Genomic DNA, 22,899 nt, shown 5'->3' with positions numbered 1-22,899 from the left:
ATTTTGTCAACAAAAGCGGGTACTAATTTCCCCGCAGCTCCTAAGAAACGCTATTTGTTGAGCAAATGCTTGAAAGGGCTGTAATCAATGCCTTGCTTCTCGAGAAAGGTAACGAGTACTTTGTAGTCTCTTTTGGGGGTAGCTCGTATGTATCCTTCTACACAATGTGCCCTTGTGACCTCTTTGGCTTCGTATTCAATAGCCACTTGACCGATTTTTGCAGCTATGGAGTGTTTCGCTATATCTCGGAACGCAGATGGGACAGGCGCGACCAGCTCATCAAGAAAAAGCTTCGACTCCTGGGTCCACATGCTGCGGCTTCTGTCCACCCAATAGTTTTGCCAATCGAGCTTGGACTTGCCATCCCGCTGAGGGAGCACCTTCAAAAACTTGCGGAACATAAAGAAACCGCCGATTGCCATGAATACGACCATGACGATTGCCCAGAAAATGATGAAATACATAAACCAATCAGGAGCTGATTTCATATCCAATTTTCACCTCATGCATGAATTATAGCGTATTCCTAGATTTATTTCGACATTCCTTGTAAAATAGGTGTGATAAACCGAAAGGGGCGTTATATAACGATGTTGAAAATCGGTTCCCATGTTTCATTTTCGGACAAAGGACTGCAGACCGCAGCAACGGAGGCCATTTCTTATGGCTCCAGCACATTCATGATTTATACCGGCGCACCGCAGAATACGCGAAGAAAGCCGATTGACACGCTATATATTGAAGAAGGCAAAGCTTTCATGCAAACAGCAGGTATTGATGAGATCGTTGTTCATGCACCGTATATCGTCAATCTCGGCTCCTACAAGGACAGCACCTATAATCTGGCTGTTGAATTTTTGCAGGAGGAAATCCGCCGTACTGCTGCCATTGGTGTGCAGAACATCGTGCTGCACCCAGGCGCTTATACCGACAAGGATGCTGAATATGGCATTGGTCGTATTGCCGAAGGGCTGAATGCGGTGCTGGAAGGCACCAAGGAAACGAATGTCAATATTGCACTTGAGACGATGGCCGGCAAAGGCACGGAAATCGGCCGCAGCTTTGAAGAGCTGGCAGCGATTATTGATAAGGTCCAAAGCAACAACCGCTTGACCATTTGCATGGATACTTGCCATATGCATGATGCGGGCTACGATCTTGTTGATGATTTGGACGGCGTGCTGGACAAGTTTGACAAGCTGGTAGGGCTTAACCGAGTTGCAGTAGTCCACGTGAATGACAGTAAAAATCCGCGTGGAGCGGCAAAGGACCGCCATACGCCGATAGGCTCGGGATATTTGGGTTATGATGCAATCCAATCCATTGTCCATCATGAAGCACTTAAAGGGCGTCCATTTGTATTGGAGACGCCATGGATCGGCAAAGATGCGAAAACGGAGCGTCCGATGTACGAAGTAGAAATCGCCTTGCTTCGCGGCGAAGTTCAGCAGCGGTTTGGCGACAGCTTTCTGGAGGATATTGCGAAGCTCCAGCAGTTTTTTGCTCCGCAAGGCATTGACCGTGCATTCGTGCTATCTACATGGGAACTGCTTAAGGCAGATGCCAAAGCAAGAAAAGCTGATCCGCGCGAGCCAATGGAGCGGATTTACGACCTCATTATTGAAGGCGGCGCATTGTCGTCAGCACTGACGGAAGAGCAAATTAATCAACGGATTACCGCATGGTTTGCAGGCAAAGCTGTGCTCTAAATATAAAGATTTATAATTGATGAATAGATTGAAGATAATAGTTGAAGGAAGGAAGTTTGAAATACATGTCATCACCATCTATATCGCAGCAGCCATCCGCCAAGAGCGGGCGGGCTCGCATGCTCATTTCCTGCCCAGACCGTTCCGGCATCGTGGCAGCTGTTTCCCATTTTCTATATGAGCATGGGGCGAATATCGTGCAGTCCGACCAGTACACCATGAACCCGGAGGGCGGAATGTTTTTTATCCGCTTTGAGTTCGATTTGGCTGACCTCGACAAGGAGCTGCCGGTATTAGTAGAGGATTTTGCCCGCGTTGCCGACCGTTTCGATATGAAATGGCATACGTTCCGTGCAAGCCGCAAAAAGCGCCTGGCGATTTTCGTATCCAAAGAAGATCATTGCCTGATGGAACTGCTGTGGCAGTGGAAAGCCGGCGATCTTGACGCCGATATTGCCATGGTTGTCAGCAATCATCCAGATATGCGAGAAATGGTGGAAGGCTTCGGCATTCCTTACCACCACATCCCGGTAACTGCGGATACGAAAGCAGAAGCGGAGCGCAAGCAGATGGAGGTCGTTGCCGATAAAGCGGACATTATTGTGCTTGCCCGTTACATGCAAATTATTTCGCCGAAATTTATCGAGCAATTTCCGAATCGCATTATTAATATCCATCATTCCTTTTTGCCTGCTTTCGTTGGCGGCAAGCCGTATGCACAAGCTTACCAGCGCGGCGTGAAAATTATCGGCGCTACGGCGCATTATGTAACAGAGGAGCTGGATGGCGGTCCGATTATCGAGCAGGATGTGCAGCGGGTCAGCCACAGGGACAATGTGGACGACTTGAAGCGGATTGGCCGCACGATTGAGCGTGTCGTTCTTGCCCGTGCAGTTAAATGGCATATTGAGGACCGAATTATCGTTCATCATAATAAGACTGTCGTATTTAATTAGGTTTTTCGCGGTTATTTATCAATATTTTTTAATAGGCAAACTGCTCTGACGGGTGTTACAATGTTCAAAGCCATTGTGTTCAATTGCGCAACACCTATAAGCATGTTGAAAAATGCAGGCTTTCCGCAGGAAAGTAGCTTTTTCAAAATATAAGAATTTATAAGTTTTACACTTATAAATGGGCTTATATTTCACCCTCGAAACGGAAGCTTTGCCGCCAGAGGACGGAGAAAGCCGTTTACGCTTGAAATATAGGAAAGGCTATGATTTTTTTCATCCTTTCTCTATATTTCTCGGACTGAAACGCGCCGCGCCACCAGAGGACGGCGCAAGCCGTTTACGCTTGCCATGCTTCTAAAGAGAGAGCAACACTTAAAACAAAAAGACCAGAATGGATTTTAGGAGGAAACAAGCTAATGACAGTTACTCAAAAATCAGTTGACCAGCTTTCGATTGATACGATCCGTACGCTTGCGATCGATGCGATTGAGAAAGCAAAATCTGGACACCCAGGCATGCCTATGGGTGCAGCTCCAATGGGTTATCAGCTTTTCGCTAAAAACATGGTTCACAATCCGGCTAACCCGACTTGGGTAAATCGCGATCGTTTCGTACTTTCCGCAGGGCATGGCTCCATGCTGCTTTACAGCCTGCTGCACCTGTCTGGCTACGATCTTCCAATTGAGGAACTGAAAAACTTCCGTCAATGGGGCTCCCTGACTCCGGGTCACCCTGAATTTGGCCACACAGCTGGCGTTGACGCAACGACTGGTCCACTGGGGCAAGGCGTGGCTATGGGCGTTGGTATGGCGCTTGCAGAAGCACAGCTTGCTGCTACTTACAATAAAGAAGGCTTTAACGTAATCGACCATTATACTTATGCCATTTGTGGCGACGGCGATTTAATGGAAGGTATTTCGCATGAAGCGGCTTCCATGGCTGGTCACATGCAGCTCGGCAAATTGGTTGTCCTATATGATTCAAACGATATTTCTCTAGATGGCGAACTGAGCCTGTCCTTCTCGGAGAGCGTTCAGAAGCGTTTTGAAGGTTACGGCTGGCAAGTGCTGCGCGTAGAAGACGGCAACGATCTGGATGCTTTGTCCAAAGCGGTTGCAGAAGCGCAAACAGACCATGCTAAACCGACTTTGATCGAAGTGAAGACCGTTATCGGTTACGGCAGCCCGAACAAAGGCGGCAAAGGCGGACATGCAGGTCCTCACGGATCGCCGCTGGGCGCTGAAGAAACGAAGCTGACTAAGCAGTTCTACGGATGGGAAGAAGACAATCAGTTCTTCGTGCCAGACGAAGTTCGCGCACACTTCGCAGAAGTGAAGAAGCAAGGCGAAGAGTCGAATGCGAAATGGGATGCTTTGTTTGCTGAATACAAAAAAGCGAATCCTGAGCTTGCTGCTCAATTCGAAATCGCAACTTCCGGTTCATTGCCAGCTGGCTGGGATGCAGACCTTCCGGTTTACACAACAGAAGACAAGCCTGTATCGACTCGCGTAGCTTCCGGTAATGCCCTGAACGGCCTGGCGAAAAATGTTCCTAGCCTTGTTGGCGGCTCCGCTGACCTTGAAAGCTCGACAATGACACACCTGAAAGGCTTGCCAGTGTTCAAGCCAGGCAGCTACGATGGCCGCAATATTTATTTCGGTGTTCGTGAGTTTGGTATGGCTGCTGCAATGAACGGTATTGCCCTTCATACTGGTCTGAAAGTTTTCGGCGGTACGTTCTTCGTATTTACCGACTACCTGCGTCCAGCTATTCGTCTGGCAGCTCTGATGAAGCTTCCTGTAGTATACGTACTGACGCATGACAGTATTGCTGTCGGCGAAGACGGTCCTACACATGAGCCAATCGAGCAGCTTGCATCGATCCGCATCATTCCTGACCTGACGGTTATTCGTCCAGCTGACGGCAACGAAACTTCCGCAGCATGGGCTTATGCGCTGGAGAACACAAGCAATCCAGTAGCGCTTGTTCTGACTCGCCAAAACCTGCCGATTCTTGAAGGTTCTGTAGATAACGCTCGCGATGGCATTCGCCGCGGCGGATACGTTGTATCCGATGCAAAAGACGGCAAGCCGCAAGCGCAAATCATTGCTACAGGCTCCGAGGTTCAACTGGCTGTTGCTGCTCAGAAAGCTCTTGCAGAAGAAGGCATTCAAGTTCGCGTTGTCAGCCTTCCGAGCTGGGATCTGTTCGAGAAGCAGGACAAAGCTTACAGAGATTCTGTATTGCTTCCTGAAGTTAAAGCTCGCGTTGCTATCGAGATGGCTTCCCCATTCGGCTGGGAGCGTTATGTTGGCGATCAAGGCACGATTATCGGTATCGACCGTTTCGGCGCTTCGGCTCCTGGCGATCGCGTCATTGCTGAATATGGCTTCACGGTTGAGAACGTTGTAAGTAAAGTGAAATCCGTACTTTAATTTTCGAAATAGAAGGAGATTATACCCGCCATGTCTCAATTTGAAAATGTAACGGTCGTCAAAGAAGCTAACGTTTATTTTGACGGTAAGGTAACAAGCCGCGCTGTATTGTTCGCGGACGGAACGAAAAAAACGCTCGGCATTATGCTGCCAGGCGACTACGAGTTCGGTACGGACTGCGTAGAAATTATGGAAATTCTTGCTGGTGATTTGAAAGTGCTGCTTCCAGGCGAGACGGAGTGGCTGCACATTCAAGGCAAAGGCGAGTTCACTGTGCCTGCCAACACGAAATTCAAGCTTCAGGTTGCAACGGTAGCAGATTACTGCTGCTCGTACATTTACGAATAAGATTCCAAAATCAAAGGAAGGGCTGCTTCGCATATGCGAAGCAGCCCTTTTCGTCGTACATTTTTCTTTATAGTCATTTATAGTCGTTCAAGGTTGTTCATCGTCGTTCATGCTTGTCTATCGTCTTGTCTATCGTCGTTCCTTTTCATTTATCACCGTTCCTCTATCCTCCTCCACCCTTTTCATTCCATCCTGCCCCTCATTATTATTCTCACTGGACGTTTCCTTAACTATGCAACATGAATCCTAAAACATTGTTATATCTCCGCGCTGCTTCCGAAAGCTACAATAGCTTCTGTAACCGCTAACAATAAACAAGAAGATGGTTAAATGGAGGGGAAGCTATTGAAACAAAGAGCGATGCGGAGGTGGAATTTCAAGCTTGTTTGGCCATTGCACGTCATGCTTATTCCGGGAATTGTCCTTGTTCTGATCTTTTCATATTTGCCGATGCTCGGTCTCATTATGGCCTTTCAGGATTATAAGCCCCAGCTTGGATTTTTGGATTCCGAATGGGTCGGCATGGAAAATTTCAAGCTGATGTTTGAATATCCGGATGCTAGGCAAGTCATTTGGAATACGCTGCTGATCGCGGGCATCAAAATTGTAGCGCATCTCATTGTTCCATTCGTTTTTGCGCTGCTGCTTAATGAAGTGCGTAAAATGCTGTTTAAACGGTTTGTGCAAACGCTCGTCTATTTGCCCCACTTTTTGTCCTGGGTCATTCTTGGGGGCATTTTGCTTGATATGCTCTCTACAGATGGCGGGCTTGTCAATCAACTGCTTGCGGTGTTTGGAATCGAGCCGATTTTTTTCCTTGGCGATGGGAATTGGTTTAGATTTACGGTCATTGTCAGCGATGTATGGAAGGATTTCGGCTTCTCGACCATTATTTTTCTAGCGGCGCTTGCGGGCGTAAATCCCGAATATTATGAAGCGGCGCTTATTGATGGGGCGAATCGCTGGCGTCAGACGCTTTCAATAACGATCCCGTCTATTTTGCCCATTACGATTGTGGTTGCGATCTTATCGCTTGGCAATGTGCTCAATGCCGGGTTCGACCAGATTTTTAATCTATATAACCCGCTTGTTTATGAAAAAGGAGATATTATCGACACCTATGTTTACAGAGTAGGCTTGCTGGGTGGCGATTTTGGATTCGGTACAGCGGTTGGCGTGTTCAAATCGCTAGTGAGCTTTATATTGATTATTATTTCATACAGGCTTGCCTACAAGCTGGCCAATTATCGTATTTTTTAAGGGGGGAGCGGTATGTTTCATCGTTCAATTTCGTATCGTGTTTTCTCTACATTCAACGTTATTTTTCTAGCCTTGTTGTCCTTCATGTGTATAGCACCGCTCCTTCATGTGCTTGCGGTATCATTCAGTACCTCTACAGCAGCCGATGCCAATTTGGTAAAGCTATGGCCGGTCGGTTTTTCGCTAGATGCCTATAAGGCTACATTATCGAATGTTTTTTTCATCGGCTCTTTTGGAAATTCAATCATTCGAACGGTGCTTGGCACAGCGATTGCGCTCTCCTTGTCCATTCTGATTGGTTATGCCTTGTCTAAAGAGAGCTCTGAATTCAGGGGCAGAAATATATATGCCTGGTTTTTCGTATTTACAATGCTGTTTAGCGGCGGTCTGATTCCCGGTTATATCGTCGTACAAAAGCTGGGGCTGCTCAATACGGTATGGGCACTTGTGCTTCCGGGAGCTGTTAGCGTTTATAATACGATTTTATTGATGAATTTTTTCCGCACATCGGTGCCGAAAGCGCTAGAGGAAGCGGCGTTTATAGATGGAGCGGGCCACTTTCGCGCATTATGGCAAATTTATTTGCCGATATCGCTCCCATCGCTGGCAACGATCGGCCTCTTCACAATGGTCGGTCATTGGAATGCTTGGTTTGATGGACTGATTTACATGACTCATGCCGAAAAGTATCCTATGTCTACGCTTTTACAGACGATTGTAGTCCAGCGGGACTTAAGCAGCATGAGCGTCAATGCGGATGAAATGAAGGAGCTGTCGAACCGGACGGTGAAAACGGCGCAGATTTTTATTGCTACGCTGCCCATTATTATCGTATATCCGTTTCTGCAAAAATTTTTCGTTAAAGGGATTGTGCTCGGTTCCGTGAAGGAATAGTGCCATTAAATAGGGGGAGTATCTATGATGAATAAAAGCTGGAGGAAAACGACCGCATTATGGAGCGCTATAATGCTGGGGGTGACTGCTTTGAGCGCCTGCTCATCGGCCGTAAATGAGGAAGCGTCAAATAACGCTTCGCAGCCGCAAGCTGTGGAAGCCGCAGCTGAAGCGATGAAAGCAGGCAAATACGAGGAGCCGCTTAAAATCAATATCGTTCGCCAGATGACCACTGATGTGAAGTTTCGCGCCGGGGAGGACATCAACAATAATCCTCATGTCCAGTGGGCCAAGGATACGTTCAATATCGATCTCAATTATTTATGGACAGCCGACAGCAGCGCGATTGATACGAAAATCCGCTTGATTTTGTCCGCGAACGAGGACCTTCCTGATATTATTCAATATCGGGGTTCCCAGGATGTTATTGACGCCTTAATTGACTCCGGCAAGTTCGCAGACGTTGGCGACCTGTTCGACAAGTATGCGGGCGATGCCTACAAAGCAGCGATGGCGGAAGACGAAACAGTCTGGTATCCTTATGTTCGGGATGGCAAACGGTACGCGATTCCGATTCTCGATTACTCCAACAATAATGATACTGTTTTATGGATCAGGGATGATTGGATGAAAAAGCTGAATTTGAAGGCGCCACAAACGATCGAAGAGATGGAAAAAATGATGGAGCAGTTCACGAATGCCGATCCAGACGGCAATGGCAAGAAGGACACCGTAGGGCTGGCTGTTGGCTTGAAAAATGGCATGAACACCTGGGGACTCGCTGATGCGGATTTCCTGTTCGGAGCTTATGGTGCGATGCCGGGGCAGTGGAATTTGGATGCCGCGACAGGCAAGCTTGCATACGGCTCGATTGCCCCGGAAGTGAAGACGGTGCTTGCGAAGCTGAAGGAGTGGATGGAGAAGGGCTACATCCACAAGGAAGCAGGATTGCACGATGAGGGCAAGGCGGCTGAATTATTTTCATCAGGCAAGGCGGGAATCGTGGCTGCTCCGTATTGGGCAGGAGGCTGGCCGCTGCCAGCAGTTAAAGAGGTAGATAAAAATGCCGACTACAGCGCATATCCGCTGCCTGCAGGACCGGATGGGAAAATTGGCCGCAGCAAATCGGGTACGGGCAATGGCGTTATTTTAATTAATAAGGACTTCAAGCATCCGGAAGCTTTTTTTATGTATGCCAATCTGTTATATGAACAGCAGGGCAATCCACAGCCGGGAAGTCCGTTTGAACACGGATTTAAAGAAGGCTATGATTTTATGCTTCAGGATGGGCAGCCAGTCTGGGATGCAGATAAGTTTCCGGCAGACAAGCCGCTGATGAATGTTGAGAAATATACGCTGCTGTTTGATGGAGCCCGCATCCCTTCTTTAGTTATGAAGACAATGAGCGATTTGGCGGGTGGCAAGGAGCCAGCGACGGCATTCGAGCAGAAGCAGTTCAGAGAGCCGGATAAAAATGTGAATGCTGGTGCTGTCAACTACAGCCAGCGGGAATATGCGCTGCCAAATCTGTACATTGGCTCTCCGACCAAAACCTACAAGAAGCGCTGGGATTTCCTGAACAAAAGCGAGAAGGAAACGTTTAATAAAATCATTTATGGCGGCAGTCCGATTGATTCCTTTGACACGTTCGTCACACAGTGGAAGGCTTCTGCTGGGGACACCATTACCGAAGAGGTTAATGAATGGTATGCCGCTGTTCAAAAATAAGTAATCCAACAATCCAACAATCGAACATTAGGCAACAGGAGCGTCCGTTCCCTTAAGGAGGGGAATAGGGCGCTTTTCTTGCTCAGGGAGGAAGGCTCCGTAATGGAGAAATCAAATATTTTCAAAAAAATATTAGCCATTATGGGGCTGCTGCTCATCCCTATTGTCGGTTTGTATTCCTATTCGAACCAAATAAGCATTCATGTTGTAGAAGAGCAAATCAGGCAAAACAGCGGGGACAAGCTTTCTTTTTTTGTACAGCAGATAGATGCTGAATTCGATCAATATATGATCTCAGTCAATAATTTAGGAATTGAGCCGCTAGTACGCGCCTTTATATCGCTGCCTCCCGCTAGCACGGATTCCGAGCTGTTTGAGGCAAAGCTGAGCGTGCAGGAGGATTTGGAGATTAAAGGGAAGGCAGGCATCCTGGAGCGTGCATATACGTTATTTGCGCCCCTTTCAGGAGAAGTAGTCAGTACGCATAACTCTATTTCCTATAAGCAAAAATTCGTCGATATGGTGCACGGAGGCGGGCTCAAGCCTTTCATCTGGACTTATTCCGCAGAGGATAACAGCCGAATACCGAACGCTTTCGTTTATCGGATTGTGGAGCCGCTGTTCGTTTATGAGGATTTGGAGCAAGCTGATCTGGTAGGCGAGATTCGGGTCGATACGAAAGATATTGCGGATATGCTGACCCGGTTTAAGGCGGACAGCCCCGGCGACCCTTTTTTATTTCATGAAAATGAAGCGCCCATCGTTGCGCGTACAGCGGACATGAAGCGAATTAATGAACTGCTGCCTCTGTTTGAGAATAATAAGAAGGATGTCAAGCAAGGGACGTTTCTAGCCTCGTTGCAAAACGAACAGTATATGATTCTTTATGCCAAGTCGGAGGCTACAGGCTGGTATTTAATCGAATACATGCCGCTGGAGAACATTCTAACACCGATAACCTCTAGCCGAAATTGGTTTTGGCTATCGCTGAGTTTAATCTTGCTCATAAGTGTGTTATCTGCATTTTTGCTTTATCGTAATGTGCAGGTTCCGATCCGGGAGCTGTATTTGGCCGCCAAGCGACTGCGCAGGGGCGATTATTCCGTACGTGTTGGCAGCCGCAAGCATGATGAATTCGGTTATTTATTTGAGCAGTTCAATTTGATGAGCGAGCAAATCCAGCATTTAATCAACAGCATCTATGCGGAGAAGCTGCATGCCAGAGAAGCTACGCTGAAGCAGCTGCAATCGCAAATTAATCCACATTTCCTATACAATTGCTTGTTTTTCATTAAAAATATGACGCGCATTGGCGAGCGGGATGCGGTAATGGCAATGGCGGTCAAGCTTGGCGACTATTACCGCTATACGACGCATGTAGATCAGCAGGAAACGACGCTGCGTGAGGAAATCAAGCTGATTCACAACTATTTGTCGATTCAAAAAATGAGGATGGACCGCATCCACTTTCAAATAAAAATTCCGGATGCGATGCTGGAGCTCAAGCTGCCGAGGCTGATCGTGCAGCCGATAATTGAGAACGCCATTATTCATGGCTTAGAGCCAAGAGAAGGGGCGGGCATGATTAGAGTTATTGGCTTAATCGGCGAGCAGGGATATGAAATCGTATGTGAAGATGATGGTGTGGGTCTCAGTGAGCAGGAGCTGCGGCTGCTGCGGCAGAAAATCAGCTCTAATGCGGTGCTGGACGAGAGCTGCGGCCTGCGCAACGTTCAACAGCGACTTGTTCATAAATACGGTGGAAAGTCTGGCCTCACGCTGGAGCAGTCCGCTGATGGGGGCCTTCGCGCAACGATACGGTGGAGTGCCCTTCCAAGTGAACGGGAGTGAGTGACAGTGATAGTGATAGTGAACGAATGAAGGCTGTACCCGATGTACGCTGTACGCGATGCTGTAAGCATGTCAGGAAAAAAAGGAGATTCGGCCATGTACCAGCTTTTGATCGTTGATGATGAACGTTCGGTAGTTGAAGGGGTTGCGGCAACGCTGCTTGAATTCGGTATGGCCGACATTGAGATTCATAAAGCTTTTTCAGCTTCGGATGCACTGGCCATTATGCGCAAATGCTTCATTGATCTAATGATTACGGATATACGGATGCCGGGCATTTCCGGTCTAGAACTGATGGAGCGCGTGCGAAAATCGTCAAGCTCAACCGCTGTCATTTTGCTGACAGGCTATGCTGAATTTGAATATGCCAAGGAAGCGCTGACTAGCGGCGCCTCTAATTATTTGCTCAAGCCGGTCAATGACGAGGATCTGATTAGCGCAGTTAAGAAGGCGCTGCTGGCTGTGCAGAAGGAGAGGGAAGCAGCCATTTCGCGTGATAACACACAGCGGGCATTACGGGAAAATTTGCCGCTGCTGCAGCGGAATTTGCTGATTGATTTGCTCGAAAATCGGGCGATCACACCAGCTGCTTTGGAAAAGAGGCTCCAGAAGCTCGCGCTTCCCTTCTCGCTGGAGCACGCTGCCAGTTTGCTGCTTATCCGTTTAGAGGAGCCTTTTTTCCAATATGGGCACAATGATCGGACTTTGCTCGAATATGCGGTTGGCAATATTGCCGAGGAGGTGCTCAGCGATTTTTATCAAATATGGATGTGCAGCGATTCCCGTGACTATTTGGCCGTTGTGGTCCAAGCTTTGGATGGGAGCAGCAGCATCGCTGGCGGATTGGCGGAGCAGGAGCTTATGCGGCGCTGCCTATATTTGCAGCAGCAGGTTCAGCGATATTTGAAGGGGTCAATCTCGATTGTTATCGGTGCTTGGGACCTGTTTCCCGATCATTTGTCATCCTCCTATCATCTTGCGCTGACGGCTTATATCAAGCATATTGGCGCTGGCAGGGGATTGTTTCTCTCGCTCGGCGAGCAGCGTGTGCTGGCGCCGGTCCGCACCTTCAAGCATTTGTATGAGCCGCCGCTGCTGCCGGATCTGCTGGAGTCAGGAAGATGGGATTCCTTCATGGAGAAGCTGGGCTTGATTTTCGATGAGCTTGAGACTGATTTCGATGGCTCCGCAGAGCATTCATTGGAGGTTTATTGTGCTGTTACAGGGACACTTAGCTTTATTGCCCATAAAAGCGGATATGGCTTGTTTGACTTTTTGGAAATAGAGGAACAGCATATGATGGCATTCGAGTCTTTAAGACAGCAGCGGCTGCTGCGGGATAAGCTCATGCGATTGGCGGAAAACATGCGCAGCGCGCTTGAGACCGAGGCAATGGGCAGCCATTCCAGGCTCATTAAGAAGGTGCAGCGATTCATTGACGAGCAGCTTGCGCATACGATTTCCCTGACGATGATTGCAGAGCATGTTTTTTTGCACCCCGTGTATCTCTCTCAAGTATATAAGGCGGCAACCGATGAAAGCTTGAGCGAATACATCCAGCGGATACGCATGGAGAAATCGGCTTATTGGCTCCGCAACTCAAAGCTGAAAATCTATGAAATCGGCAGTAAAGTCGGCTACCAGAATGCGCCTTATTTTATCAAAGTATTCAAGAAGGTGTACGGCATGACCCCGCAGGATTATCGGGAGCTTCATTCGGTATAAGCTGCGTTGTCCCCGGCTCGAGCTTCATATGTGTCAACTTTTCTAATTCATGCCCAGAATTCGATTTTTTGTGACATAAACGTCTGAAAAAGCTTCCTTTGGCATGGCATAATCGGAAAGGAAGCTTGTGTTTTCCGCTTGAAATATAGGAAAGTATATGATGAAGCATATTTGTAGGAGGAAGAAGCGATGAATAAAAGGGAACAGGAGCAGTCGCTTAAACTGCTGCCGGACAAAAACTATACGCCGCTGATTGCGATTTTGACCGTTGTGATCGTAGGGCTGGTGACGGTGCTGTTTTTTCTGCCGGCCTATGATGGGGAGCTTGGCTTTAATGTGAAGCTGCTGCCGCTGCTCAATGCTATTTTTAACTGCTTTACGTTTATTGCTCTGGTCGTCGCTTTAGTTGCGATTATCAAAAAGAACATCAAGCTGCATCGCCGTTTTATTGGAGCGGCATTCGTCTCGACGACCTTGTTTCTGGTATCCTATGTGACCTACCACTATTTGACGGAATCGACGAAATACGGCGGCGAAGGGGCGTTGAAAAGCATTTATTTCTTCGTGCTGATCACGCATATTTTACTGGCAATCGTCGTTGTGCCGCTGGCGCTCATATCTGTAGCCAGAGGCCTCTCGATGCAGGTGGAGCGCCACCGCAAAATCGCGAGATGGACGATGCCTATCTGGCTCTACGTCAGCTTTACGGGCGTTGTCGTGTATTTGATGATATCGCCGTATTATTAAGGAGGGGCGGATAACTGCTTCGCCTTGCAAAAATAAAACCGGGTACGGCTTGTCTCTTTAGAAGGACATGCCGTACCCGGTTTTATAATTAAAGGAATATACAAGGCAAGCCTAGCACGCAAGATAGGCTTACAGGCTGCCGCCGCCGAGCTTACGCCCGATATACTGCTCGTAAGCTTGCGCTACGGCGCACATATCCAGCTCGCTCAGTCCCATTGACTCGCCGACCTGGAACATGCTCTTCGCCGATTCCAGCAGCGGGGTAGGCACCCGCAGGCTGTCTGACAGCACGGAGGACAGCTTGAGATCCTTGAGCATCAGCTCCAGCGAAAATTGCACATCGTAGTTGGCATTGATCAGCTTAGGTCCCTTCAGCTCAGCGGATTTGCTCGATGCGCTGCCGGCTTGCACCAGCTCTAGAAACGCATTGCTGTCGAGTCCGCCGCTTGCGGCAATCGCCATGCCTTCTGTCAGGGCCACAACGTTGATGCCGACAATTGTATTATGCGCCAGCTTGGCGATGGAGCCGCTGCCGTTTAGTCCCATATAGATGAGCTTGCCGCCCATTGCCAGCAAAATGTCGTCATTGGCGTCGAGCACCGCCTTGCTGCCGCCAATCATAAATACAAGCGTCCCCGCATCGGCTGCCGGCTTGCTGCCTGTAACCGGAGCATCAAGGAACGAGGCGCCTTTCTGCTCGGCGGCTGCTGCAAGCTCGCGCGCCAAGCTTGGCGAGATGGTGCTGCTATCGATAAGCACAGCACCGGAACGGACGGCGCTGAAAATCCCATTTTCACCATAATAAACGTCCCGAATCGCTTGATCATTGCTGATCATCGTAATCACGACGTCATTGCCAGCGGCCGCTTCGGCCGGAGTTAATGCTTCTGTCGCTCCAAGCTCAATTAGCGCTGCCGCTTTTCCGGGTGTACGGTTGTACACCGTGACGCTGTAGCCTTTGCGCAGCAGGTTTGCCGCCATTCCCATACCCATTACACCAAGTCCGATAAATGCTGCTGTTTTCATCAATAGGTTCCTCCCATGGCTAGCGTTTTCCTTTCATTATACGGCTTCTTCATCAAGATTTCATTGTTATAAGCTTGTTTTTATAGTTTAAATCCGATATTGTAGATTTTGACGCTATACATGATGTTGATTATCAGTGGGGAGCTTGAGCCTCGCCGTTAGTCGTACAATATTTTGAAAACGGCTGAGATGCTGTTTATATTCCTAAGGAGGCTTATTTGTTTATGAGTAAAACGGTACATTTCGATTACAGCAAAGCACTAACTTTTATTGGGCAAAATGAGATCGACAACTTGACGCAGCAAGTTCGCCTTGCGCATGACCAACTACATAACGGCACGGGGACAGGCTCTGACTACCTGGGTTGGATTGACCTTCCTGAAAACTATGACAAAGAAGAATTCGCCCGCATTAAGCAAGCGGCTGAAAAAATCAAATCGGACTCCGAGGTGCTGATCGTAATCGGCATCGGCGGTTCCTATCTGGGCGCGCGCGCAGCGATCGAAATGCTGTCGCATTCCTTCTATAACCTGCTGCCGCATGAGCAGCGCAAGACGCCGCAAGTGCTTTTTGCCGGCAACAACATCAGCTCCACTTACGTGACGCATTTGACGCAGCTGCTTGAAGGCCGCGACTGGTCGATCAACGTTATTTCCAAATCCGGCACAACGACTGAGCCAGCGATTGCTTTCCGTCTGTTCCGTGAACTGCTGGAGAAAAAATACGGCAAGGAAGCTGCACGCAAGCGTATTTATGCAACGACGGACAAACAGCAAGGCGCGCTCAAGAAGCTCGCATCCGAAGAAGGCTACGAATCGTTCATCATCCCTGATGACGTTGGCGGCCGTTATTCCGTATTGACAGCTGTAGGCTTGCTGCCAATTGCAGCAGCTGGCGTTGATATTGATGCAATCATGAAAGGCGCGGCTGACGCTGCCAAAGAATACAGCAACCCGAATCTGGCTGAAAATGAAGCCTACCAATACGCGGCTGCCCGCAACTCGCTGTATCGCAAAGGAAAAACAACTGAAATTCTCGTGAACTACGAGCCGTCGCTTCACTTCGTATCGGAGTGGTGGAAGCAGCTGTTTGGCGAGAGCGAAGGCAAGGACTACAAAGGAATCTACCCGTCCTCCGTTGATTTCTCGACAGACCTTCACTCGATGGGCCAGTTCATCCAAGAGGGCAACCGCAACATTTTCGAAACCGTTATTCAAGTGAAGGAAGTGTCCGAGCACATTTCCATCGGCCATGACGATGCGGATCTGGATGGTCTGAACTTCCTGACAGGCAAAACGATGGACTTCGTCAACAAAAAAGCTTTTGAAGGCACTTTGCTTGCGCATACAGACGGCCAAGTTCCTAACTTTATCGTCAACATTGCGGATTTCTCGCCATACACCTTCGGCTATCTCGTGTATTTCTTCGAGAAGGCTTGCGGCATCAGCGGCTACCTGCTCGGCGTAAATCCGTTTGACCAACCGGGCGTAGAAGCCTACAAGAAAAACATGTTCGCGCTGCTTGGCAAACCGGGCTACGAGAAGGAGAAAGCGGAGCTGGAAGCGCGCCTGTAGGCGTCGTTTCAGGCAGCCTTCCTGATGAAGCTTGAACGTTACCGAACGGTTAGGCAGCAGGCCCATGCCGAAATCGTCATCAAGCGCTCCCGTTTTATTGGCCATGCAAAGCCGGTAGAGACCGAGGAGGAGGCCGTGCAGTTTATTGACGAGATCAAGCGGCTGCACAAAACCGCAACGCATAACTGCTCCGCTTATATGGTGGGGGAGCGCGACCAATTCCAGAAGCAGTCTGACGACGGCGAGCCAAGCGGCACGGCGGGCAAGCCGATCTTGGAGGTCATTAAGCACAAGGGTCTCAAAAATATCGCCGTCGTCGTCACCCGCTATTTTGGCGGCACGATGCTGGGCGCTGGAGGCCTCGTCCGTGCATACACGGATGGCGCAGTTGCCGGAATCGAAGCAGCTGATGAAATCGTCAACGTCCTGCACCGCGAGGTGCGGGTGTCCGTTGACTACACCTGGTATGGCAAGCTGGAGAATGAGCTGCACGGCCGTGGCATTCGCGTAGGCGATACGGCGTTTACCGACCGCGTCATCGTCAGCTGTTTGCCGGTGGAGCCGGAGGCGGAAGCTTTTATCGCGTGGATGACGGATTTAACGCAGGGCCAAGCCGAGATAGAAGCAGGCGAGAGCGTCTATTATATTGAGGGCGAATAAAGCAAAGTCGCCTGTTCTTAAAAAAACGCCTTATTCATAAACCCATTGCTGGGGATAATGAATAAGGCGTTTTTGCCGTTATCCGAAGCGGCTCATTGCAGAAATCAGAACTTTATGCTTATTTCTGCTGTCTTGTTTTCTTTGCAAAAAATCGTCTGTCTATATAAAAAGCTGCCAGCAAGGAAAGCAGCATTATGAAGGCAGGAACGGCGAACGCCTCAAGCGAAAAGGAACCCCCTTGCAGGTTGAGCTGCTCGGTCGCGCGATATTCCAGACGCTTTGCGGCGAATTGGGCTGTACGCACATCTTCTTGCTTTGCCAAGTCTTCAAACGCAGGCTCCATAGCAAACCGCTCAGCCTTGCCTTCATGCAGCATGAGCATTGGCGTGTCCTTGTTTTCGGTGCTCCAGCGTTCGATATCCTGCCCCGCTTTTGTTTGTGCTTTCGCTCCGACAACGATCATTTTATCCAGCTTCGGCGCATTATTAATCGAGTTTCTAGCAACCAGAGTCAAATGATGCTTGGTGATGATTGGCTCATTAAAGCTGGATACCGTTATCGTCTTCGTTGTTCCAGATGCCGAATACGTATCGAATGCCGCTGACAATGCCAATTCATCTACACCGTTGTATAACAGGACGCCCGCTTTAACTTTATTCCACTGATAAGCATTGTTAACTACATAGGTTAAATCGCTAAGCCCTGCTGATAAGGGCTCTATTTGTGGATTTCGCACATAGGCGTAGGACGGATATTTCATCTCCGCTGCTATCTTTGCGGCTGCTGGCTCTCCCAATTGCTGCGAGATCACATACAACGTTGCATCAATCCCGGAAGTAAGACCCGCTGAGGATACGATATGATCGACAGGGACGTATCGCTGATCCTTCTTCCAGTCAATATCGGGATAAGTCTTGATCAGCCTGTCTATATCACCCCAGTGTGTCGTAGCAGCTTTACCGCTCAGCAAGCCGGTGTTGGCCAAGTTCTCGGCCCCATTACAGATGGATAGCAGTATCGTCTGATCACTAGCATGCTTTTTTATCCATTCGCGAACGGGTGCATATTTGTTTTCATCCAATATAGGCATGAATGGAATGACAATGATATCCGGGCTTCCATTCAGCAAATGGTCCATTTCTTCGAAAGAATAATGCGGCACAACATCAAGGCCGCCTGTTAGTGACTTGATATTGCGGTCGGGTGCAACTCCATACACGTTATAAGCTTCCGTCATCGCGAACATTTCATAGGGTACCAGGAAATCAAAAACCTCGGTAACTTCCGCAGCAAGCAGAACGGCTACCGTAGGCTTGCCCGAATCGTAAGGGGGTGCCTGCACATTTTGTAGAGATGGGGTACTTTTATCGTAAAGCGACATGACATCATTCATTGTATAGATATAGCCAGCGGCTCCTGCAGCTCCTACAGGTACAACTAATAAGCACAAGCAAACGATAATTCTCAGAACGGTTTTCATTTTTTACTCTCCCTTGTTTCACGATATTTGGATCCATTCTTATTTTTTTTTCCTCCTACAGTAGAATATCAGCAATCCGCTGCTTAGGATTCGGTCCCGAGTTGGGAGAGTAGCCAGACCAGCGTCGAAAGGGCTCCAAAACTATAGTCCAGACACTAAAATTAGCAATAACTCGAAGGAGCTATTTTCGGAGAATCCTTCAGAAAAATCGGAATCCGTCAGAAATTTCTTTCTTTCTTTTGATTGATGGTTTTGGCGGTTTTGTAGGAGCGGAGTGGAAGTTTGGGCTGAAGCGGAGCGTTCGCCTAAAGCTTTCCGCAGGAAAGCATCTTCATAAGCATATTTCCAGCAATCCATTGAACTCCACAAACAAAAGGCCAATTTAGCATTGACTTGGACTAATATGATCTGCTAAATTGATAATACCAAGTTTGTTAATAGGGATTATCTTTTTTCGAAATATAAGCATTTATAAGTTACACAATTATAATGGGCTTATATTTCATCGCGAAACGGTAGCTTTACCGCCAAAGGATGGCGACAGCCGTTTCACCTTGCATTTTTACTTTTCGCTGTTCGTCTGTGGTTTCACCTACGACACGAGTCGATGGTCTGGAGGGTAATGTCAACGTGAATGCTATGTTTCGAAACAAATGGTGGAGCTTCGGCTTCCGAAGTACGGTTATGCTTTATTTTATTATCCTGATAATCATTCCGATATTCGGTATTTACACGCAATCGCTGTCGCTTGGCTGGCAGCCATTTTGGGAAAGTGTAAGCGATCCTCTGGCGTGGAAAGCGGTGCTGCTCACCGTCAGGCTCGCCGTTATTGCGACGATTATCAACATTTTTCTCGGAACGATGATTGGCTGGGTGCTTATCCGCTACAAATTTCCCGGGAAAAGATTTCTCAATTCGCTCGTCGATTTGCCTTTTGCTTTGCCCACAGCGGTTGCTGGGCTGATGATTTTGCTGCTGCTGGGCCCACGCAGCTTTGTTGGCGGACTGGCGACGAAGCTGGGCTTCGACATTGTATTCCATGAACCGGCGATTATTATCGCGATGGTGTTCGTCACCTTCCCATTCGTTATCCGCGCTGTACAGCCTTTGCTGGAGGAGCTGGATCGCTCGGAGGAAGAAGCGGCGTATACGATGGGTGCTTCAAGAGCGCTGACGTTTTTTCGCATTATTTTACCGTCGATGGTTCCGGGTATTATTAGCGGAGCGATGCTGGCGTTCTCGCGCGGCATAGCCGAGTTTGGGGCAGTTGTGCTTGTAGCAGGCAACATTCCTGGCAAAACGCTCATTGCATCGGTTTATATTTTTGGGGAAATCGAAAGCGACAACCCGCAAGGAGCGGCCGCGGTTTCCGTTATTTTGCTCACCTTGTCCTTCGTCATCTTGTGGACGGTTAACCTGATTCAATCCAGGAGGCCGGGCCAATGAGGAAACTTTGGATTACGCTCACTTATGTCGTATTTATACTTCTACTCATCATACCGCTTGTCGAAATCGTGCGCGGGTCCTGGGCGGAGGGCTGGAGCGGCTTTACGGAAGGGCTGCTAAGGCAGCAATCGCTTCATGCCCTTAAGATGACCGCATTAATCGTCGTTATTGTAACCGCATTAAATACGCTGTTTGGCGTCATGCTTGCGCTTTATCTGGTACGGGCAAAATGGATTGGGCCGCGTATCAAGCGCCTGCTGAACAGCTTGGTCGATCTGCCGTTTGCGGTATCGCCTGTTATCGGCGGTCTAATGATTGTCCTTATTCTTGGGCCAAGTACAATTATTGGAACTTTTTTTGAAGCGTCGGGCTTTAAAATCGTCTATGCCTTGCCAGGCATGGTGCTCGCAACACTGTTCGTCACCTTCCCGCTTATGGTGCGCGAGGTACTGCCCGTATTGCAGGAAATCGGGGCCCAGCAGGAGGAAGCGGCGTCTACGCTTGGCGCATACTCGTGGTATACGTTCTGGCAGGTGACATGGCCGTCGATTCGTTGGGGTGTCATTTACGGAGTTGTGCTGACGGTTGCCCGCTCGCTTGGTGAATTTGGCGCCGTGCTCGTCGTCTCCGGCAATATTATGAATAAGACGCAGACGGCCACGACGCTCGTGTATCAGGATGTGGAAAATTTTAATGTTGTGGCAGCGAACGGGGTTGCGCTCGTGCTTGCGGCGTTCTCCGTTGGATTGCTGCTATTAATGGAATGGGCCAAGAAACGAAAGGAAGTGCATTGAGCCATGCATATTGAAGTCCGTAATTTAAACAAAAGCTTCGGGGATTTTCATGCGGTGCAGGATGTCAGCTTCGACATTAAGAAAGGCCAGCTTATTGGCCTGCTAGGGCCGAGCGGCGGCGGCAAAACGTCAATTCTCCGCATGCTGGCAGGGCTTGAATCGCCTTCCTCTGGCGATATCGTATTCCATGGCAAGCGCGTCAATGATTTGCCGCCGCAGGAGCGCGGAATCGGTTTTGTATTCCAGAACTATGCACTGTTCAAGCATATGACCGTTTATGATAATATCGCTTTTGGACTTAAGGTGAAAAAGCAAACCAAAGAACAAATCCGCGAGCGTGTCATGACCCTTGTTGAGCTTACAGGGCTGAAAGGCTTTGAGCATCGTTATGCCCATCAGCTATCGGGAGGTCAGCGTCAGCGTGTCGCTTTTGCTAGAGCACTCGCGCCTGAACCGCAGCTGCTGCTGCTCGATGAGCCATTCGCGGCGATTGATGCGAAAATCCGCACAGAGCTGCGTACCTGGCTCAAGGAAATGATTGAGCGCGTTGGCATTACGTCGATATTTGTTACGCATGACCAGGATGAGGCCATTGAGGTCGCTGATGAAATTATGATTATCAGCAAGGGCAGGCTGGAGCAGAAGGGCTCACCTTGGGCGATTTATAAGGACCCGCAGACGCCGTTCGTAGCGAGCTTTATCGGGGAATCGACAATTGTCGAGGATGTGGGCGCGTTGAAGGGCTTTGGATCTGCTGCTGGCAAACCGGGCACGAAGGCACTTATCCGTCCCGAATATATCGAAATCGGCAAGCCGGGTGAAATTCGCCTTGCATCTGCCGCGCTGGAAGCAAGCGTCAAGCATATTCATTTCCGCGGCAGCGAGTGGCTGGTCGAGCTAGAGGTAGGCTCGGTTAAGCTCGTCACCTACCGTTCGCTGGAGAAGGATGTGCTGCAGCCGGGCGACCGCGTTCATGTGCTGGTGCATCGGGCTTATTTGTTCAATGATCAAGAGAGCTGGATTCAGGAAAACAGCCTGAAGGAAGATCCAATGCCAATTCATATCTAATAGCTTGGTTTTGAAAACATCGAGCAGAAAGAGTTGTATGCCATTATGAATGCTATTCAGACAACAGGCCGCCGTTTGCTCGCCCTGCTGCTTGCCATCTCCCTGCTGCTTGCAGCAGCGGGCTGTGGCGAGGCGCAGGAGAGTGATCCGGCGGCGGAATCTTCCGTTCCAAACGGCGATGTCACGCTTGTCATTGGTGCATACTCCATAGTGAAGGATGCTTTCGCCGAAATTTTGCCGCAGTTCCAGGCTTACTGGCTTCAGCAAACGGGACAAAAGGTTGTATTTCAGGAATCCTATGAAGCCTCCGGGACGCAAGCGCGGGCTATTATAGGCGGATTTAATGCCGACGTTGCGGTGCTGGCGATGGAAGGCGACATCAACAAAATTGCCGATGCGGGACTCATTGACCCGAATTGGAAGAAGCAAGCGGACGGTGAATTCGTGACCAAGTCGATTGTTGTGCTTGGCACGCGTGAAGGCAATCCGCTGAACATTCAGGATTGGTCCGATCTCACTCGCAGTGGAGTCAAGGTCGTCTATCCGAACCCAAAAACCTCTGGCGGCGCCCAGTGGGATATTAATGCGATTTATGGCGCGGGATTGAAGCAGTCGGAAGTAGAGACAGGCACCAAGGATCCGGCCTATGCCAAAAACTTCCTCAAGGCTGTCCATGCCAACGTGGAATCGCTCGATAAAAGCGGCCGTGCCTCTATGGCGGCGTTCGAATATGGTGTCGGCGACGTGATCGTGACGTATGAGAACGAACTGCTCGCCCGCATTAAGCAGGGCAAGGACTATCATATCGTCGTGCCGAAAAGCACAATCTTGATTGAAAACCCGGCGACGGTAGTAGACAAAAATGTAGACAAGCACGGCACTCGCGAGGTGGCCGAGGCGTTCATCCATTATTTGCACAGCGACGAAGCGCAGCGTGTGCTTGTCGATTACGGCTTCCGTTCCGTAAATGAGACGGTAGCGAAGGAATCGGCAAGCAAATACGTGGTTCCCGAGCAGCTGTTCGACATCAGCTATCTCGGCGGCTGGCCCGAGGTAAAGAAGACGCTCTATTCCAAAAAGGGTATCTGGTATCAGGTGCTTGCGGGTATTTAATTTCGATCAAATGTGCAGTTGCACTTAACAATGGAATTAGACATTGTAATAAATCTTGCAACAACAAACAAACCTGTGATCTGGC

The 22,899-nt window shown here is 49.1% G+C and carries 19 protein-coding genes; 16 read left to right on the top strand and 3 right to left on the bottom strand.

From position 1 onward, the window contains the following. Positions 1–50 precede the first annotated feature (50 nt). Positions 51–488 carry a DUF2621 family protein gene (locus tag ABEW34_RS22625; protein ID WP_056041344.1) on the bottom strand — a complete coding sequence of 146 codons (438 nt, stop codon included), beginning with the start codon at positions 486–488 and terminating at the stop codon, positions 51–53. Positions 489–590: 102 nt separating this feature from the next. On the opposite strand from ABEW34_RS22625, the gene ABEW34_RS22620 reads away from it, so the two are divergent. The 10 genes from ABEW34_RS22620 to ABEW34_RS22575 all read left to right on the top strand — a co-directional run bounded on the left by ABEW34_RS22620 (position 591) and on the right by ABEW34_RS22575 (position 13,653). Continuing rightward, on the top strand, positions 591–1,709 hold the full coding sequence (locus tag ABEW34_RS22620) for a deoxyribonuclease IV (RefSeq protein WP_430161608.1): 1,119 nt from the start codon (positions 591–593) through the stop codon (positions 1,707–1,709). A 65-nt stretch (positions 1,710–1,774) separates the two neighbouring features. Continuing rightward, positions 1,775–2,665: a formyltetrahydrofolate deformylase gene (purU, locus tag ABEW34_RS22615; protein WP_056041348.1), complete on the top strand. Its 891-nt coding sequence runs from the start codon at positions 1,775–1,777 to the stop codon at positions 2,663–2,665. 416 nt (positions 2,666–3,081) lie between these two features. Further along, positions 3,082–5,100 (top strand): transketolase, encoded by a 2,019-nt coding sequence (gene tkt / locus ABEW34_RS22610; protein ID WP_056041349.1) that lies wholly within the window; start codon positions 3,082–3,084, stop codon positions 5,098–5,100. A gap of 30 nt (positions 5,101–5,130) precedes the next feature. Beyond that, on the top strand, positions 5,131–5,448 hold the full coding sequence (locus ABEW34_RS22605) for a pyrimidine/purine nucleoside phosphorylase (RefSeq protein WP_046233271.1): 318 nt from the start codon (positions 5,131–5,133) through the stop codon (positions 5,446–5,448). A 330-nt stretch (positions 5,449–5,778) separates the two neighbouring features. Continuing rightward, positions 5,779–6,708 carry an ABC transporter permease gene (locus ABEW34_RS22600; RefSeq protein ID WP_430161605.1) on the top strand — a complete coding sequence of 310 codons (930 nt, stop codon included), beginning with the start codon at positions 5,779–5,781 and terminating at the stop codon, positions 6,706–6,708. Positions 6,709–6,720: 12 nt separating this feature from the next. After that, entirely contained in the window at positions 6,721–7,602 is an 882-nt protein-coding gene (locus tag ABEW34_RS22595) for a carbohydrate ABC transporter permease (protein ID WP_430161603.1), read from the top strand. 24 nt (positions 7,603–7,626) lie between these two features. Continuing rightward, on the top strand, positions 7,627–9,330 hold the full coding sequence (locus ABEW34_RS22590) for an extracellular solute-binding protein (protein ID WP_430161601.1): 1,704 nt from the start codon (positions 7,627–7,629) through the stop codon (positions 9,328–9,330). A gap of 102 nt (positions 9,331–9,432) precedes the next feature. After that, the gene (locus ABEW34_RS22585; RefSeq protein WP_430161599.1) at positions 9,433–11,181 is read left to right on the top strand and encodes a sensor histidine kinase; all 1,749 of its coding nucleotides are present in this window, start codon (positions 9,433–9,435) and stop codon (positions 11,179–11,181) included. 96 nt (positions 11,182–11,277) lie between these two features. Next, on the top strand, positions 11,278–12,906 hold the full coding sequence (locus ABEW34_RS22580; RefSeq protein WP_430161597.1) for a response regulator transcription factor: 1,629 nt from the start codon (positions 11,278–11,280) through the stop codon (positions 12,904–12,906). A gap of 189 nt (positions 12,907–13,095) precedes the next feature. Beyond that, positions 13,096–13,653 (top strand): DUF420 domain-containing protein, encoded by a 558-nt coding sequence (locus tag ABEW34_RS22575; RefSeq protein WP_099519147.1) that lies wholly within the window; start codon positions 13,096–13,098, stop codon positions 13,651–13,653. A 129-nt stretch (positions 13,654–13,782) separates the two neighbouring features. Here ABEW34_RS22575 and ABEW34_RS22570 read toward each other — a convergent pair whose 3' ends face one another. Continuing rightward, positions 13,783–14,679 (bottom strand): NAD(P)-dependent oxidoreductase, encoded by an 897-nt coding sequence (locus ABEW34_RS22570; protein ID WP_430161595.1) that lies wholly within the window; start codon positions 14,677–14,679, stop codon positions 13,783–13,785. A 224-nt stretch (positions 14,680–14,903) separates the two neighbouring features. Here ABEW34_RS22570 and ABEW34_RS22565 point away from each other — a divergent pair, with 224 nt between their 5' ends. After that, positions 14,904–16,253, top strand: coding sequence for a glucose-6-phosphate isomerase (locus tag ABEW34_RS22565; RefSeq protein ID WP_430161594.1), 1,350 nt, complete (start codon positions 14,904–14,906; stop codon positions 16,251–16,253). 24 nt (positions 16,254–16,277) lie between these two features. Next, positions 16,278–16,913, top strand: a complete 636-nt coding sequence (locus ABEW34_RS22560; RefSeq protein ID WP_430161592.1) for a YigZ family protein — start codon at positions 16,278–16,280, stop codon at positions 16,911–16,913. A gap of 118 nt (positions 16,914–17,031) precedes the next feature. Here the strand turns inward: ABEW34_RS22560 and ABEW34_RS22555 are convergent, their stop codons facing one another. Then, the gene (locus ABEW34_RS22555; protein WP_430161590.1) at positions 17,032–18,393 is read right to left on the bottom strand and encodes a DJ-1/PfpI family protein; all 1,362 of its coding nucleotides are present in this window, start codon (positions 18,391–18,393) and stop codon (positions 17,032–17,034) included. 630 nt (positions 18,394–19,023) lie between these two features. Between ABEW34_RS22555 and cysT the strand changes: the two genes are divergently transcribed. The 4 genes from cysT to ABEW34_RS22535 are packed head-to-tail and all read left to right on the top strand — an operon-like array spanning position 19,024 to position 22,814. After that, complete coding sequence (gene cysT / locus ABEW34_RS22550) at positions 19,024–19,839, top strand: sulfate ABC transporter permease subunit CysT (RefSeq protein ID WP_430161588.1); 816 nt, start codon at positions 19,024–19,026, stop codon at positions 19,837–19,839. Then, a complete protein-coding gene (locus ABEW34_RS22545; protein ID WP_430161586.1) occupies positions 19,836–20,633 on the top strand; it encodes a sulfate ABC transporter permease subunit in 798 nt (265 codons plus the stop codon). The genes cysT and ABEW34_RS22545 overlap by 4 nt, the downstream gene beginning before the upstream one ends. Positions 20,634–20,636: 3 nt before the next feature. Next, positions 20,637–21,701 carry a sulfate/molybdate ABC transporter ATP-binding protein gene (locus tag ABEW34_RS22540; protein WP_430161584.1) on the top strand — a complete coding sequence of 355 codons (1,065 nt, stop codon included), beginning with the start codon at positions 20,637–20,639 and terminating at the stop codon, positions 21,699–21,701. 45 nt (positions 21,702–21,746) lie between these two features. Next, complete coding sequence (locus ABEW34_RS22535) at positions 21,747–22,814, top strand: sulfate ABC transporter substrate-binding protein (protein WP_430161582.1); 1,068 nt, start codon at positions 21,747–21,749, stop codon at positions 22,812–22,814. Positions 22,815–22,899: the final 85 nt, after the last annotated feature.

Source organism: Paenibacillus algorifonticola (genome assembly GCF_050481745.1).
Lineage (GTDB): Bacteria > Bacillota > Bacilli > Paenibacillales > Paenibacillaceae > Pristimantibacillus > Pristimantibacillus algorifonticola_A.
The sequence above is the reverse complement of the archived record's forward strand: the minus strand, read 5'-3'. Positions and strand labels throughout refer to the sequence as shown.

Bases quoted from the DNA above. Each gene is read 5' to 3' on its own strand.
- ABEW34_RS22570 (WP_430161595.1), bottom strand. From the start codon at position 14,679: ATGAAAACAGCAGCATTTATCGGACTTGGTGTAATGGGTATGGGAATG.
- ABEW34_RS22575 (WP_099519147.1), top strand. From the start codon at position 13,096: ATGAATAAAAGGGAACAGGAGCAGTCGCTTAAACTGCTGCCGGACAAA.
- ABEW34_RS22620 (WP_430161608.1), top strand. From the start codon at position 591: ATGTTGAAAATCGGTTCCCATGTTTCATTTTCGGACAAAGGACTGCAG.
- ABEW34_RS22580 (WP_430161597.1), top strand. From the start codon at position 11,278: ATGTACCAGCTTTTGATCGTTGATGATGAACGTTCGGTAGTTGAAGGG.
- purU (WP_056041348.1), top strand. From the start codon at position 1,775: ATGTCATCACCATCTATATCGCAGCAGCCATCCGCCAAGAGCGGGCGG.
- ABEW34_RS22540 (WP_430161584.1), top strand. From the start codon at position 20,637: ATGCATATTGAAGTCCGTAATTTAAACAAAAGCTTCGGGGATTTTCAT.
- ABEW34_RS22590 (WP_430161601.1), top strand. From the start codon at position 7,627: ATGATGAATAAAAGCTGGAGGAAAACGACCGCATTATGGAGCGCTATA.
- tkt (WP_056041349.1), top strand. From the start codon at position 3,082: ATGACAGTTACTCAAAAATCAGTTGACCAGCTTTCGATTGATACGATC.
- ABEW34_RS22625 (WP_056041344.1), bottom strand. From the start codon at position 488: ATGAAATCAGCTCCTGATTGGTTTATGTATTTCATCATTTTCTGGGCA.
- ABEW34_RS22600 (WP_430161605.1), top strand. From the start codon at position 5,779: ATGGAGGGGAAGCTATTGAAACAAAGAGCGATGCGGAGGTGGAATTTC.
- ABEW34_RS22535 (WP_430161582.1), top strand. From the start codon at position 21,747: ATGAATGCTATTCAGACAACAGGCCGCCGTTTGCTCGCCCTGCTGCTT.
- ABEW34_RS22560 (WP_430161592.1), top strand. From the start codon at position 16,278: ATGAAGCTTGAACGTTACCGAACGGTTAGGCAGCAGGCCCATGCCGAA.
- ABEW34_RS22545 (WP_430161586.1), top strand. From the start codon at position 19,836: ATGAGGAAACTTTGGATTACGCTCACTTATGTCGTATTTATACTTCTA.
- ABEW34_RS22595 (WP_430161603.1), top strand. From the start codon at position 6,721: ATGTTTCATCGTTCAATTTCGTATCGTGTTTTCTCTACATTCAACGTT.
- ABEW34_RS22585 (WP_430161599.1), top strand. From the start codon at position 9,433: ATGGAGAAATCAAATATTTTCAAAAAAATATTAGCCATTATGGGGCTG.
- ABEW34_RS22555 (WP_430161590.1), bottom strand. From the start codon at position 18,393: ATGAAAACCGTTCTGAGAATTATCGTTTGCTTGTGCTTATTAGTTGTA.
- ABEW34_RS22605 (WP_046233271.1), top strand. From the start codon at position 5,131: ATGTCTCAATTTGAAAATGTAACGGTCGTCAAAGAAGCTAACGTTTAT.
- ABEW34_RS22565 (WP_430161594.1), top strand. From the start codon at position 14,904: ATGAGTAAAACGGTACATTTCGATTACAGCAAAGCACTAACTTTTATT.